The organism is Undibacterium sp. FW305-107 (assembly GCF_058788535.1).
On record NZ_JBYTAV010000006.1, the window covers coordinates 165347 to 179805 of the forward strand.

15 protein-coding genes are annotated in these 14459 nt (G+C 47.2%); 9 read left to right on the forward strand and 6 right to left on the reverse strand.

Annotated features, from left to right (window positions below; genetic code table 11):
• Window positions 1-4 precede the first annotated feature (4 nt).
• The 8 genes from AC3WQT_RS14870 (at window position 5) to AC3WQT_RS14905 (ending at window position 9608) form a co-directional block, all read left to right on the forward strand.
• The gene (locus AC3WQT_RS14870) at window positions 5-601 is read left to right on the forward strand and encodes a hypothetical protein (RefSeq protein ID WP_492704735.1); all 597 of its coding nucleotides are present in this window, start codon (window positions 5-7) and stop codon (window positions 599-601) included.
• A 150-nt stretch (window positions 602-751) separates the two neighbouring features.
• Window positions 752-1156 (forward strand): hypothetical protein, encoded by a 405-nt coding sequence (locus AC3WQT_RS14875; protein WP_492704736.1) that lies wholly within the window; start codon window positions 752-754, stop codon window positions 1154-1156.
• A 281-nt stretch (window positions 1157-1437) separates the two neighbouring features.
• Complete coding sequence (locus AC3WQT_RS14880; protein ID WP_492704737.1) at window positions 1438-4473, forward strand: putative type IV secretion/conjugal transfer ATPase; 3036 nt, start codon at window positions 1438-1440, stop codon at window positions 4471-4473.
• A gap of 509 nt (window positions 4474-4982) precedes the next feature.
• Window positions 4983-5516: a DotD/TraH family lipoprotein gene (locus AC3WQT_RS14885; protein WP_492704738.1), complete on the forward strand. Its 534-nt coding sequence runs from the start codon at window positions 4983-4985 to the stop codon at window positions 5514-5516.
• A gap of 19 nt (window positions 5517-5535) precedes the next feature.
• The gene (locus tag AC3WQT_RS14890) at window positions 5536-6480 is read left to right on the forward strand and encodes a type IV secretory system conjugative DNA transfer family protein (RefSeq protein WP_492704739.1); all 945 of its coding nucleotides are present in this window, start codon (window positions 5536-5538) and stop codon (window positions 6478-6480) included.
• A gap of 13 nt (window positions 6481-6493) precedes the next feature.
• Window positions 6494-7756, forward strand: a complete 1263-nt coding sequence (locus AC3WQT_RS14895) for a type IV pilus twitching motility protein PilT (protein ID WP_492704740.1) — start codon at window positions 6494-6496, stop codon at window positions 7754-7756.
• A gap of 9 nt (window positions 7757-7765) precedes the next feature.
• On the forward strand, window positions 7766-8053 hold the full coding sequence (gene icmT, locus AC3WQT_RS14900; RefSeq protein WP_492704741.1) for an IcmT/TraK family protein: 288 nt from the start codon (window positions 7766-7768) through the stop codon (window positions 8051-8053).
• Between the two features lie 112 nt (window positions 8054-8165).
• A complete protein-coding gene (locus AC3WQT_RS14905) occupies window positions 8166-9608 on the forward strand; it encodes a hypothetical protein (RefSeq protein ID WP_492704742.1) in 1443 nt (480 codons plus the stop codon).
• 67 nt (window positions 9609-9675) lie between these two features.
• Here the strand turns inward: AC3WQT_RS14905 and AC3WQT_RS14910 are convergent, their stop codons facing one another.
• From AC3WQT_RS14910 to AC3WQT_RS14925, 4 genes are read right to left on the reverse strand one after another with little or no spacing between them, the layout of a single operon-like run.
• Window positions 9676-10092, reverse strand: a complete 417-nt coding sequence (locus tag AC3WQT_RS14910) for a hypothetical protein (RefSeq protein ID WP_492704743.1) — start codon at window positions 10090-10092, stop codon at window positions 9676-9678.
• Window positions 10082-10735, reverse strand: coding sequence for a hypothetical protein (locus tag AC3WQT_RS14915; RefSeq protein ID WP_492704744.1), 654 nt, complete (start codon window positions 10733-10735; stop codon window positions 10082-10084). The genes AC3WQT_RS14910 and AC3WQT_RS14915 overlap by 11 nt, the downstream gene beginning before the upstream one ends.
• Window positions 10732-11172 (reverse strand): hypothetical protein, encoded by a 441-nt coding sequence (locus AC3WQT_RS14920; RefSeq protein WP_492704745.1) that lies wholly within the window; start codon window positions 11170-11172, stop codon window positions 10732-10734. The genes AC3WQT_RS14915 and AC3WQT_RS14920 overlap by 4 nt, the downstream gene beginning before the upstream one ends.
• The gene (locus AC3WQT_RS14925) at window positions 11172-11996 is read right to left on the reverse strand and encodes a hypothetical protein (RefSeq protein ID WP_492704746.1); all 825 of its coding nucleotides are present in this window, start codon (window positions 11994-11996) and stop codon (window positions 11172-11174) included. Before AC3WQT_RS14925 ends, AC3WQT_RS14920 begins: the two co-directional genes overlap by 1 nt.
• 404 nt (window positions 11997-12400) lie before the next feature.
• Here AC3WQT_RS14925 and AC3WQT_RS14930 point away from each other — a divergent pair, with 404 nt between their 5' ends.
• Window positions 12401-13036, forward strand: a complete 636-nt coding sequence (locus AC3WQT_RS14930) for a DsbA family protein (protein ID WP_492704747.1) — start codon at window positions 12401-12403, stop codon at window positions 13034-13036.
• Window positions 13037-13043: 7 nt separating this feature from the next.
• Here the strand turns inward: AC3WQT_RS14930 and AC3WQT_RS14935 are convergent, their stop codons facing one another.
• Window positions 13044-13574, reverse strand: coding sequence for a PH domain-containing protein (locus AC3WQT_RS14935; RefSeq protein ID WP_492704748.1), 531 nt, complete (start codon window positions 13572-13574; stop codon window positions 13044-13046).
• 117 nt (window positions 13575-13691) lie between these two features.
• The gene (locus tag AC3WQT_RS14940) at window positions 13692-14030 is read right to left on the reverse strand and encodes a hypothetical protein (RefSeq protein ID WP_492704749.1); all 339 of its coding nucleotides are present in this window, start codon (window positions 14028-14030) and stop codon (window positions 13692-13694) included.
• Window positions 14031-14459: the final 429 nt, after the last annotated feature.

Sequence of the window (14459 nt, forward strand, 5' to 3'; positions counted from 1 at the left end):
TTTGATGTCAATATCTCGCTTTCGATTTTCCCTCGGCATAGTTGCCAGTCTGCTGACAGCGCCAGCCTTTGCTGCTGGCCCGACAGCCATGACCATGCTGCTGACGTTTGGTGAGAGCATACCCGGACTGTGGAACTTTGTGCAGGCCATGTGTTTTGTGGTGGCAATGTTCCTGTTTGGCTTTTCCATGTTCAAGTTAAAGCGCATAGGTGAAAGAAAATCTGATGAAGGCGCTATGTCGGTGGTCATGACGCTGCTTGCAGCGACAGGCATGTTTTATCTTTCATCTTCAATCGACACCTTTCTGATTTCCACATTTGGCACCAGCACCGTCATGACCTATACCACTTCCACCATTCTGGACGCGGAAGGTATTAAGGCGGCACGGGTTGTCATCGGCTTTGTCAACCTGATTGGCCTGATCGCATTTGCCCGTGGCTGGTATGCACTCAAGATGCTGGGTTCTGGTGGCGGGCATAAAGAAGATACTGCCAAACGTGCCATCGTCTTGTTGGTAGGGGGGACTTTTTGCCTGAATATTGTCGGACTTTCAGAAGTTTTGCAGAAATCATTGGGTATCAGCAACATTATTCTCCCGTAGCGTGGCACTCTTTCGACGGATGTACGAAAAAGGTAAATATTTTTACTTTTGTTTGTATAAAAACTTGAAAGCATTTTTGGTCTAAGGTATTCTTATTGATGTTGTTACCGGATTTTGTTGCATCTATTTCTCAAGCTTAGGAGTGTTTCCATGAAAAAACTTAACAAGAGTATTAAAGGCAAGCTGGGTGTTGTGTTGGGCGTGGCTGCAGGCCTGGCAGTAGCGCTGGTTCCAGAACTGGCATTCGCGCAGGCTGGTACGTCGATTGGTGACGTGGCGATGAATGCATCCAAGAGTATTAACGGTGTACAGGTCATGATACAAGGTGCCTGTTACATGGCTGGTGTTGCATTGGCGGGTGGCTCGATGTTCAAATTCAAGGCACATAAAGATAATCCTCAACAAACGCCATTGTCCACACCTATCGTGATGTTGGCTGTTGCTGCTGGTTTGCTGTACTTGCCATCACTGATGACTACTGCCGGTCAGTCCTTGTGGGGTGGTACACAGAAGAGCGACAAGGTCTCTTATGATTACAGCAGCTTTGGAACTTAATATTACGGTATTCCGAGTTGTAAATGCTGCGAAACAAGGGTTGCGCAGCATGTTGGTGTGAGCAAGATTGCTGAAAATTGCTGTTGCAGCCATTTGCGCAATGGTAGAAATTTCTGAAAGCCCGCAAAAAGCCTCGCAGGCCTTGTCTGCGGGGTTTTTTTGTAAAAGCGTTTGCGGAAGCGCGATGTCAGGCATGTTTCTTATGCAGCGAAAAGTTTGCCTGTCTAAAAAATTAGTGCTGATCACTCATATGAAATGAATTCTATTTGATCGGGGAAAGTATGTCAGTTGTAAATTCTGTTCTTGAAGGTGTGGATGAATTCGTCTACTGGGCTGGTTCCATGTTCCGGAGTGCTGCTTCGGTATATTGCGAGCTGGAAACTACAGATGATGAGAGCACGCTGGTGGCCAAAGATGGATCCCTGATCAGTTTTATCCGGGTTGACGGCGCGAGATTTTTGGTCGGTACGGAAGAATTTGCGGTCATACACCGCTCACTGATGCAAGGTATTGAGGCTTTTTTTGGCACGGCCGGGCATCATATGCAAATCGTCTTTGGCTGTGATAAAGACTTTGTTGTGCGTGACATTCGTTATGCTTTGGAGGGCTCAAGGGAAACCGCCAGGAATTTGCAAATGGATGTGCAAGACATGTTCGATGCCAAAGTGGCTCATATGTCGCAGTACACTTCCCATGAGGAATGTTATCTGGTGGTGTGGACCCATGGTTCTTCCATGACCAAGGCAGAATCTGCCGCCGCTGCCAAAGAAAAAGTGCAGTTCAATAAAGAACACAGCATACCGGTTATGAAGCATAGCCAGTACCTGTTTGCTGCGATCCGCGAGTTGCGTGACAGGCATAGTTCTTTCAAGCGCTCAGTGAGGCTGGAACTGGAAACAGCAGGCCTGGATTGTGAAATCCTGGATGCGCACACGGCATTGCGAGTGGCGCGTATGTCCTACGATGCTGATTACACAGATGAATTGTGGAAACCCAGATTACTGGGCGACAAGATATCTCCACGTGCTTTTGAAAACCCACATCCACGTGATGTATCGGACATACTGTATCCACGCTTAGAACATCAGATCATGCCGCGTGATGCAGAAGAATTGAATGGCAAATGGTTGCGCATAGGTGACCGTATCATTGCGCCCGTCCACGTATATCTCTTCCCCAAAGATATCAACACCTTCCAAAGATTGTTTGCCCGCCTCCGCGAGGCAGATTTGCCATGGCGTTATTCCATGATGATGGAAGGCGGCGGTGTGCGCGGATTCGGCATGAAGTCAATGATCGCCGCCTTGATTTCCTTTGCCTCATCGAATAACAAGCTGGCCAATAATGCTGTGCAGGCATTGCAGAATTATCAGGACATGGAAGGCGGTACGGTCGTCAAGGTATCCATGTCGTTTGCCACCTGGGCTCCTGTTGGTGAGGAAAAACTGCTACGCAGCAGGGAGCAAAGGCTGGCACGTGCCATTGAAGGCTGGGGCGGTATAGAAGTATTCGACAAGAGTGGTGATCCCTTCGAAGGCGTTGCATCTACCCTGGTAGGATTTTCCACAAAGAATATGGGCACACCAGCCATTGCGCCTTTGCCTGACATCGTCTACATGATGCCTTTGCAGCGCCCGGCTTCTTCATGGAAAGAGGGTGCGGTATTATTCCGTTCGCCAGACGGCAAGCTCTGGCCTTATCAACCGGGCTCCAGTAAGCAGACTACCTGGATTGATATCATCTTTGCGAAACCGGGTTCAGGTAAGTCTGTCTTGTCGAACATGTTGAACTGGGCGATTTGCGTCATGCCTGGTTTGAAGCGCTTGCCCCGCATTTCCGTCATTGATATCGGCCCCTCATCGAGCGGTTTGATTTCTCTGGTCAAGGATGCCCTGCCACCCAATCTCAAGCATCTGGCCAATTATTTCCGTCTGCGCATGACGCCAGAATATGCGGTCAATCCTTTCGATACTCAGCTTGGTTATCATTATCCTATACCGCAAGAGCGTGCATTTCTGGTGAACTTGCTGACACTGTTGACCATGCCCATGGGTAAAACTGAGCCTTACGATGGTATGCCGGATATCTGCGGTATGGTCGTGGATGAGGCTTACCGCCTGTATTCGCCAGAGAAAAGTCCCAAACGTTATTCTGAACATCAGGATGAAAAAGTCGATGCAGCAGTCAGGTCATTGGGCTTGCATACTGACGAGATCACCACTTGGTGGGATATCACGGACGAATTGTTCAGGAACGGCATGGTGCATGAAGCCATCCTGGCACAGCGTTTCGCCGTACCGAACATGAATGACCTGACATCCGTAGTGCAAGATCAGTCTTTCAGGGACGTGTATACCAAACCAAAAACCGCAACTTCTGAAACCATCGTGGATGCATTTTCACGTATGATACAGTCGGTCTTGCGTGAATATCCGGTGCTGACATCGACGACTAAGTTTGATATTGGTGATACCCGCATCGTCGCGATTGATCTGGATGAAGTTGCTAAATCTGGTGGTGCTGCTGCTGACCGCCGTACCGGTATCATGTATATGTTGGGGCAATTCATAGGCACACGTAACTTCTTCTTCAATGAGGAAAATTTGCAGGAATGCCGTTCCTTGTACAAGGCTTATCACAAGGGACGTGTTGATGAGATCAAGGAAGATCCGAAACGCGTGGTCTTCGATGAATTCCACAGAACTGAAAACTCACCTGTGGTGCGTGACCAGGTCCTGGTATATATGCGTGAGGGTCGTAAATGGGGCGTACAGGTTTGCCTGTTGTCGCAATCCATGAATGACTTTGATAAAGAGATGGTGGAGTTTGCGACGTCCATTTTTGTCCTTGATGGTGGTGACGCTGCCCAGGTTAAGGAAATTGGTGACCGCTTTGGTTTATCCAAAACAGCACGTCATGCGCTGGAATCTGGCCGGGTGCATCCACCCCGTTCTGGTGGTTCGACTTTCCTGGCGATTTTCTCGACCAAGAAACACAGGAACGAGCAATTGCTGACCAACACTGTCGGTCCTATGGAGTTGTGGGCTTTCTCAACGACGCGCAAAGATACTATTCTCAGGGACAAGTTGTACCGTGCCATTGGTTCATCCAAGGCCAGAAGGGTCTTGGCGGAGAATTACCCGGACGGCTCTGCCATGGATGAAATCGAACGCCGTGAACTAGCCAAAAAATCTGCGACTGGCATGATAGGTGAAGACGACGACACCAATATCATTGAAGGCATGGCTGAGGAATTGCTGAAATATTCTCACAAGAAAGATCTTGAAGAGAAAAAGCGGGCTGCGGCGCTGGTATAGGGAAAGTGTATATCCCCAGATGCTGAACTGAAGACGGGTGGCAAACATTGTTACCCGTCTTTGAGTGGCGTCACTAACAATGTCGCTTCATTGGCTTCATGAATGACATGAAGTCGCGGATTGTTGATCATGTCCATATCTGGTTCTCTGCACATTCATAACACTGCTAAACCCCCGCACTTGCTGAATTTCTTGTGAATTTCCCCACAAGCAATTGTTTTGTGAGCTTAAAGACGCAGCTATCTTTATTCTGATGACGTTGTTTGTTGCAGGAAGTTCAAAATCCCAAGCCCTGATCAAAATACTCTATTTAGACGCCGTAATTTCAACAAATTTTGAAAATATTTTATGCTATCATTGTCTTAAAGTTTTCCTATTATTTTGATTTTCATTCGTAGAAATGGAAATAAATAAGAAATTCCATTCCATCCTTGACATGGATGGTAGTGAAATTTCTTGTATCGACAGGGCTTTAAACGATGCGCGTTCGCAACTCAGAGACTTCATCCATGAATCAGATCAAATTTGCTGTCAGCTTGTTAGTTGTTTCTGCAACCCTGGCTGGTTGCCAGACGAGAAATCCCAAAGTGGCGGAGGACCAGAAATCCCGTTTGTCCGAGACGGTGACCCTGCAGCAGCAATTGCTGTCAACCGCAGACTCGATAGAGCGCAACTCGCAATTGCTGGCAGAGGCAAGCAACACCCGTGCTGCGGTTGAAAAAGCTCAGTTATCGCCTGCGCAGCAGGTGAAAATGGACAAGGCGGCCAACACCAAAGAGCCTTATGGTATGACAGCAAAAATCAGCTTTGTCTGGGAAGCTGGTCCTATACAGGAAGTGGCGCGCCAAATGGCGATACGCTCGGGCTATGAGTACATGCAACCTGAAGGCAGCGTTCCTTCGATACCTGTCATGGTAAAAATCAATGCCAGGGAACAGTCCATCGCTTCCATCTTGCGCGATGCTGGCTTACAAGCTGGCTCACGTGCAGATATCGTGGTAGACGAAGCAAGAAGAAAAGTGCTGGTTCGCTTCTTTGACTAATTTTGATAACGGGTCTTGTATGTTCAAAGTAAGTCAAATCATTGCCGCATCCATGGCTGTGTTGTGCGCTTCTACTGCCTTTGCCTACGATAGCAAAGGCGAACCTGTCACTGTGAATGTCAGTGCGGAAAATACGGCAAGAGATACTGCGGCGCCTTCAATGAGCGATTTTTCTGCAGAGAATATTGCCAAGGCCAAACGTAGCGAAGATGATCCATTCAAGGGCAGTGACATACGCGACCTGCGCGTGGCTGCTGTGCGTGAAGCTGCCTATGGTCTGGGCATACGCAATGGCCTGGTCGCCAGATCTATCCTGATCAAGGAATTTTTGTACCGTCACCGGTCAGAAATGGACAGGATATTCAACTTTGCACCACTCATGCTGGATTGCGGTAAAGAAGAAAAAAACCGTTATTCGCAAAAGCTGATTGCTGAGCGACCAAATGAAAACTGCGTCATGCAGCCACCGGTTATTTTGGGAGCAAAAAATCTCCTGAGTGACAAAGATGGCCAGGGTGACGTATTACGTTATTCCAAAGCCAGCTTCCGTATTAAAAAGCAGGCTCGCCTGATCACTACGATCCCTATCTGGGAAAATTATCTGGTTTTTGATGCGGGTGTGCCAGGTAACGATGTGCATCCCAGCTTGTTCCCCAAAAATGATGAAGAAAAACGGGTCTGGAACCAGGCTCTGGCTGAGGGCTGGGACAAAGGTGTAGATCAGGCAAATGCGATTTATCGTCAAAACCTGGCCATGTTGAACGAGGATTTTTCTGGCATGCAACGCTATCAGTATCTGTTGTTGCAAAACCTGGTCACCAAACCTTTTGTTTCACGTAACCGCCTGGGTGTTACGGGCAATGGCAAGACGGGCATATCCATTGATGACATTACGCTGACGATTACTGAGCGCCCTGAATTCAATTTGAATTCTAACGACTGGATGTTGTTCCCCAGCTTTTGATTGTGAGTTAATTATGTCCGCGCTTGTACAGCCCATTTCGCTCGCTCCCAAGTCAGCAAAGAATCAAGATGTGACGTTTGACCGCGAAGCAGTCGAAGCACGCTATGCATTCAAGGATGTACCGAATACTTTTGAGCAAAATTCTTTTCGTCGCTTGTTGCAGCATTGCCTGGATATTGGTGTTTCAGATATTTATCTGAAGACCGGTGATCCAGTCAAAGTGAGGGTGGGCAAGCCCATCTTCAAACTGACCAAGAGAAGCCTGGAAACCAGCGAACTCAATACTATCGTCACTGAAGTGTATGGCACCAATGGCCCATCCAAACTTGGTGGTGGTGAGGCTATCGATTATGCCTACGAATTGAAACTGGAAGGGCAACGCGGCGTTTCCGTACGCTTTCGTATGAATGCTACCGGTTGCCTATCACCTTCAGGCCCGGGTGTAGAAATCGTCATGCGTCCCTTGCAGGAAAATCCGCCTGAGATATCGGCCATGAAATTGCCGGACGATTTGATGGAGCAATTGTTTCCTGAAATTGGCCTGGTGCTGGTGACTGGCGAAACAGGGTCAGGCAAGACTACGCTGCTGGCAGCGATTATCCGCTACATACTGGAACAGCCAGAATCAAATAAACGCATACTGACAGGCGAAGATCCCATCGAATTCGTGTTTGATAAATGCAAGCGTTATTCATCCATGGTAGCCCAGCATGAAATAGGCCGTCACTTGAAGTCATTTTCAGAATTTATCCGTAATGCGGTGCGGCGTGACCCGAATATTCTGATGGTGGGTGAAATGCGTGATCATGAAACCATCAATGCCGGCATCCAGGCAGCACAAGTGGGTAAAGCGGTGTATTCGACCCTGCACACCAACTCGGTAGGCCAGACCTGGAAGCGCATGGTCAACGTTTTCCCGCATGAAGAGCGGGTATCGAAGATGGTTGATCTGATTGATACTACCAAGGTCATCCTGACCCAGCGTCTGGTTGCGTCAACAGAAAAAAATGATGATGGTAACTTCAAGCGTATTGCCCTGCGTGAATTCCTGGTCTTCGATGATGAGGTGAAAACGCGTCTGATCGAGCAGGTTGGTGCCGATGTCAATATGCTGCCTTTCCTGACGCATTCCATCGTCAAGGAAAGAAAACAATTACTGGTGGATGAAGCCCGTCGTTACTACCGCGAAGGGATGATTTCTGAGATTGAATACAAAAAATATGAAGTCAGTGCCAGTCAGGCAGAACGCATGCTGGGCAGTGACGGACCTCAATAAGGAATCGGGATGGCAAACAATATAGATGACGGCACCGCGAAGGTAATCTGGCGCGATTCTGCCAGGGAGTTACGGTTTTTAGGCATTAACTACGTGGCAGTTTTCCCGCTGGTGTTTTGGCTATTGCACGCCAATATGTTCACCTTTGTTACAGCCATAACGGTGATTGTCGCACTGACGATACTGGAGCGTTTCAAGTATTCGCCCATGGTAGTGTTTCGCCTCGTTCGCTGTTTTATCGGTGGCAAAGTCCGGTATGCGAAAAACTGGAATGAGATGAAACGTTATCGTAGTTAGCAACTGCTTTGAGACTCATGCGCTATATCGCGCGCATCCCGGATGATGGTTGGGTTTCAGTATCAAATAAGAATTTAATTGTTGTAGCATTGAGCTATTGGAGTGATTACTGATGAAATATCAACGTAATTTATTGAGCATCCTTGTTTCCAGCATTTTTGCCACTGGGCTTGCTGCATATGCGCCTGGTGCAATGGCTGGGTTTGAAGTTGTCAGCAATCCCAACACACCTTATGTCTATCAGATATCAGGTGCGCAGAGGAAAGTCGTCGATGTCCGTGAAGAACGCGTAGTTGGCGCAACAGCCAATACGCTGCATCATGGCCGTATCGACATGGATATGGTAATGATACCGGTTGCGGCAAACAAGGGTGTGGACATGCTCACCGGCTTGCGCGGCATCGTACCGGAAAGCCAGGGCTGGCGCGTGTTTGCACTGAAAGGCGTGAATCTCAGGAATAAAATTGAGTGGAATAGTGCCCAGACTTGGGTCATCGCCCTGGATGGTATGCTGCTCAAAAACCGCTTGATTGCTGACATCAATTGGGAAAACCGGGAAATTACCCTGGCTCCCATGTCGAACCGGGCTTATGCATCTCAGTTGTTCAGTCAGGGCAAAGATAAAAGCATCCTGCGCCATGTTACGGTAAGACAGCAATATGAAACCCCGGAACCGCTGATTGCCTTGCGCTTGCAGCCTGCGCAAGCAGCCATCACTGAAGCGCGTTCAGTACCGATTGCCACTATTGACGTGCCAGTACGTGCCTTGGGTGAGGTTGGTGACAGCCGCGGCAGCACGAACGTCGGTGTCCGGGTACCTGATGGCGCGATAGACAGCATGATCAGCCAGCGTGTAGAGCAAGCGACCAAAGCAAAAATGGCACAATTGGAAGCATTGGAAGCACAGTATCGCGAAAAGCTGGAGCAATTGAATGCCCGCAGCAAGCAAGTCAAGCCTGAGCCGTCATCCATACCGCAAGATGCGACGACTGCCAAGCCAGTTGCGCAGCCTATCAGCTTTGATGATGCTGACAGCAAACCTGTGACTGCAGGAAAAATGGTAAGGGCCGATTACCGCCTGCCAATGCCTGCAGCTGGAGGCTATAGAATGAGCAAGATGGGTTTGTCCAATGCTGCGCTTGCAAGTGCGGATGAAGTTAAGCCCATAGTCAGAAAAGTCAAATTTGACGCCGCTGAAGCGCAAAGCACCTCATCTGTGATCGATAATAACGTCATCACTGAAGTGTCGACGACATCGGTCAACAATAATGTCGTTTCTTTCCCGGTACAGGCAAATGTCGAAGTAGTGGAAGCACCACGCACCAAATGGGAAATTTCACTGAATGATAAAACATTGCGCAATGCACTATTGCGTCTGGCTTCCAAGAATGGTTACTCACTGTCTTACCAGACCAAGGACCAGGATATAAAAATGGGCGGCACCTTCTTTGGTACTTTTGACGGCGCCCTGCGTGAAATTGAAATTGCAACAGGCAAGCGCATCCGCCAAATCGAATCCAGATTGTTGGGACGATTGATTATCGTCACCGATTAAGTGCCAGAAGAGTAAACAAAAAAAGGCACCGCATAATAAGCGGTGCCTTTTTCTTTGGCCTGATGATTCAAATCGCAGAGCGATGTGCAAAGGTACGCCACAAATTACTGCGTGAAGCTTCGATTTCTTTGCGTTCTTCATGCAATTGATAGACCAAGCTCCGTATGCCATTCAAGTCACTTAATGGCAACGATTGCTGGCGAATTTTCTGTACCAATTTCAGCGACTCCAGGGTATCGAGTTCCAGTCCGTCATGGACAAGTATACCCAATACTTTCGCCGCAAATTCATCTTCCCAGACTTCTGCCGCATTGCCTATGCGTTTGACGACAGTGGAAGTGACCGGGTCAAAAGACTCTTCTAGTCCGGCACTCATATGCTCAATAAAACATAATCTGTCCTTGACGCCATCTGATAGCGTGAACACGATTTTCTCATTGCCCTTATCTTTGATCAGGTAAAAGCACGCATTTTCAATTTCCATTTCTGATTCCTGTATTGGCTTGTTTTACTTCCTCTGCTTCCAGCTTCAAGTCATGATGGATAGGTGACAGGGCATTCAGTATTTCTCTGGCTTTTACGCCTATCTGCTGTATGTTTTTTTGCAAATGCTCTGAGCGTTCTTGTCTTGATATATCGAAAGCCAGTAAGCCAGCGATATTGATACTTAATTTTCTGAATGCTTCCAGTTCTTTGAGCAGTACCTGGTTTTCAGGCAATTGAAGAGACTCAGCTTTGATATTATTCGTATCAACACCTGTCAGTTTGGCTGCCATATCTACGCGGGCAGCCTGGGTATTCAGGCTGGTCAATTGTTTTTGTATTAAAAAGAGATTGCAACGTTCTACTGCACTGGCGTACTTGACGTCAAATGACTGTGGATTGCAGGCTGCATCTGAAGCAGAAAAATCAGGTTTACTGCCTGACTGTAAAAGTTGATTTAATTCTTCCAGTCTATTTTTTGCCATCACATCATCCTTCCTGATATCCAGGCCGCGGCCTTTGTTCAACATGGATGACAGATCATCCTGCGCTAATGCCCTGATGGCATCATCTCTGTAACAGCCTGCGTGGCCATCTTCATCGCGTCTTTGTTCCAGCGCGTGCAGAAAAAGTGTGTAGCTCAAGATGTCTTCCCTTCTTCCCTGGTCTGCAGAGATGCAGAGGGAGTAGCTAGCCATGCATCCAGGCTCAGCTCATATGCATGAAATAAATCAGCTTGTTGAATAATTTTAGATGACCATGCAGCTGGAAATACCAGCCATACGCCAAAGACCCGTAATAAACTCATGCATTGCAAGTCAACAAACCAGCCCGGCATATCTTGCAAGCTGGCACCATACACTTCATTGATCTGCGTACTCAGACGTAGATCAAGGCCGCCGCCGAGCATGAAGGCTCTGATGACAAAAGCGAAGAACAGTGAGACATAGAAACCGGCCAGCATTTCAAAACGGTATGGTATGTCTTTTACGATGAGTAAAAGTACCGGCAATGCCAGCAACAGTCCACCAATTAAAAGATAGCTCAGCAACACCAGGCTGACGCGAGTCTTGGATGTCATCAAATTCCCCAGTTAACCGCGATGGCCAGACAAATCAGAGCGCTGCAGGTGCAGAGTTTCACGCGCAAATTCCACACCACTTCGCGAAAACTTTTCTCCGGCCCTTGAGCTTTTACATAGACCCGGTAATGTTGTGTCACATGGGTGATGATATAGATCATCAGCGGGATGATGATGAGAGAGACCCTTCCCATTCTGCTGGCTTGTTCTATTAAATGGTAAGCCATGGCCAGGGCAAAGGTGGCACCGCTTAATCCCAGCAGGTAAGCCATCAAATGACGGTCATAGATACCGCCGGCCATCATGTAACTATGGTCTTCATTGGCAATGGTGGAAACTTCTAGCATGGAGGTCAGTCTTACTGCATACGCCATCACACCGAACATATACACCAGCAGAATCTGCGTTGCAAATAAAGGCAGCATGGTATCAAGCGTGCCTGCGACTGCTGGAATGAGGTAAAACAAAGGAAAGCTCAGGACATCCACCAGCCATACCTGACGCAATACCAGGCCGTATATCAGGGACAAGACTGCCATGGCAATCACGAACCAGCTACTATGTATGCCCTTTGTGTACAGGCTGGCCAGTACTGCTGCCGTGATAAACAGGACGACCGCCAAACTGGCAATAACTTTCCAGTCGAAGCGCCTGGCCAGATGTCTTTCGGTTTCAGACAACAGGCGTACATTCTTTTTCAGGCTGATGGCCGTAACCAATAATTCTGAAGCGATGCCAGCCAGCAGGAAAGGAAAAAAGAACCAGAAAGAAATGGCAAGGTAATTTGCATCAAACAGCTTTCTCGCATAAAAAATGCCCATCAAGGCAAAAAAACCTGAGGCCCAATGTGGCCACCGAGCCAGTTTCCAATACTCCATTCGCTACCTCATTTGTTCTTTTACATAGTTTCAGGTCAGCGGCTTGCCAGCATGATGAATATGCCAGGGACAGCCATGGTTCCGCGCATTCAGCTGGTATGCCTGTATGCAGAAAAAAATATTCCCGTTTGATTATTTTTATTTAACTACTAGAGTTTAACTCAATATAAATACAAAATAAATCGCTTATGGAAAAGAATAATTGACGGGAAAATGCATTACTATTTCATCTGATAAGCAAATTTGCATTGATATGCAATGCAATATTGAAACTACCTTGGGGTTTGAGCTAACAAATGCGAAACAATGATATGTGGAAGATTTTTCTGAAAATTTCTGGAATTTTTTTGGTGTCAAGCTTGTTGTTTGCCTGTACAGATACGGGAAAATCCAAAGAATTGATGCAGGCAGCCATTGCGGCGCAGCCAGAGGACAAGAAAATTCTCGAATTTTTCATGTATACCTGCCCGCACTGCCGTGCCGTTGAACCCAATATCACCAGTTGGCAGACCAAGCAATCTATCTTGTTTCAACAAGGGATATATGTGTTTGAGCAGATACCCGCAATCTTTTCTGCCAATTGGCGCAGTGACAGCAAGATAGGTGAAAGGGAAGCGGCCATCTACTATGCTTTGCGCAGGATGGGTTTGGAGCACCAGTTGCGCGCCAAGGTATTTGTCGCCATCCAGGACAAGAGCCTGAATGCAGGTGATCCTGACTCTATCAGAAGCTTTTTGCAAAAAGAAGCTGTTCCGGTAACGGAATTCATTACAACCATTAAAAGTGCGGAAGTAAAGGCCGATGTAAGCCGCGCTGAATTGCTGACCAAACAATATGGGATTTATTCCGTACCCGTTTTCATTTTGTTCAATCGCGCCATCATTTTGCCGCAAGAATATGCTGATAATCAGGCCGTCGAAGCTGCATTATTGAATCAGGTCAAAGAGTTCTACACAAAAAATGCCGGCAAGCCGACGGCATTTTAATCAGGTCTCAGGTCTGAATGATCGAAGTAATTTTGCGTCTGCTGCGCTCACGCAAAGAACATTCACGCAATTGATCGGCAAGTTTTTCCAGGTCGTCAATGCCGTAAACGCTGATTATTGGAGAGCTGGCATCGGATGACCTGAGTCTGATGCTGCTGTAGCCCGCCAGACGCATACCAAGCGGCTTGTAGACATCAAAATGCTCTATCGTGAATAATTCTACGCTTTCCATTAATTTCGACAGTACGCCATGTTCTATCTTGATGCGCTGAGTCGTGATGTGGTAAGTGACAGAGATGCTTTCCATCCAGTAATAAATAAATGCGATTCCCAAGGTGCAGATCACGGCCAGCCACTGCCATGCGCTGTAGATGGCGGCTGGGTGTCCCGAGTACAGCACACGCTCGGTTTCTGCCTCTTGTTCAACAGCAGCTGTTTTCAGATTGGAATTACAGAACCGGCATTTTAAGGCGCCGACTTTAATGGTTTCGCGGCATACCGGACATGGCATGCTCTGTTCGTTCAATTGCTCGCTCATTCATATCCTTTTTGTGTGCAGAAGAAGACCTGGTCAAACTGACCATGGCCTATCTTATTGGGTCATGCCGGGTCATAGGTTGAGATGAATGCAAGATTTCCGCGACTTAATCGCAATTTAATCTTCGTCTTCATATGGCGCAGGTATGCACGGATCCTTGTATTGTGCCGGAACAGGGATCGGCAGGGCAGGAATATTTGTGCTGGGAAGTAATTCAGGCAATGCCAGCACACAATTTTGCTCAGGATGCGTAACCTGTCCGTTTATCATGGTGTCGCCATGCTGCAGATGCCACAGCGCATGCAAACTCATTTCTTTGGTGTCGCGGCGGCCATCCGCATCCAGGTCAAGTATGCTGCCTGGCGTGATGTTGGGGTCTTTGAGATCGGGTGCACTGGCAGTATCACCTGGTTTGACCAAGCTCGTACTGGTATGCATATGAGTGGAATTTTTCATTTTTTCTGCGGACCTGCAGTTTTTTAGTAGCGCAGACTGCTTGTCATGCATTTGCGCAGCGTTTTCATTCATAAAACCCGATTTTTGCCATCAAAATGCTTAGACATAATTATCTTTTGGCAAGCCTTTACCTGGAAATTATTGACTATTATTTAGTAATACCTGGATTAGTTCAAGCTTGTTTTTGTATGCCATCATCCATTGTGATTACTTTTCACTCATCCTTTGCTATGCAAAGATGAATAAAAATTAGAGTTGTTAGTTAATATATTATTCTTGATTTTGTTACTTTTGTTTGTATAATCAATGACTTGATTTAATGAGATATTGAGGGATGGATATTGGAGCATATCTCACTTTTATTTGCGAAATGAGCTCGAATGCAAGCACAAGCTTCTTGAGTTCGATACATGCGCCTCCGTATGAGCA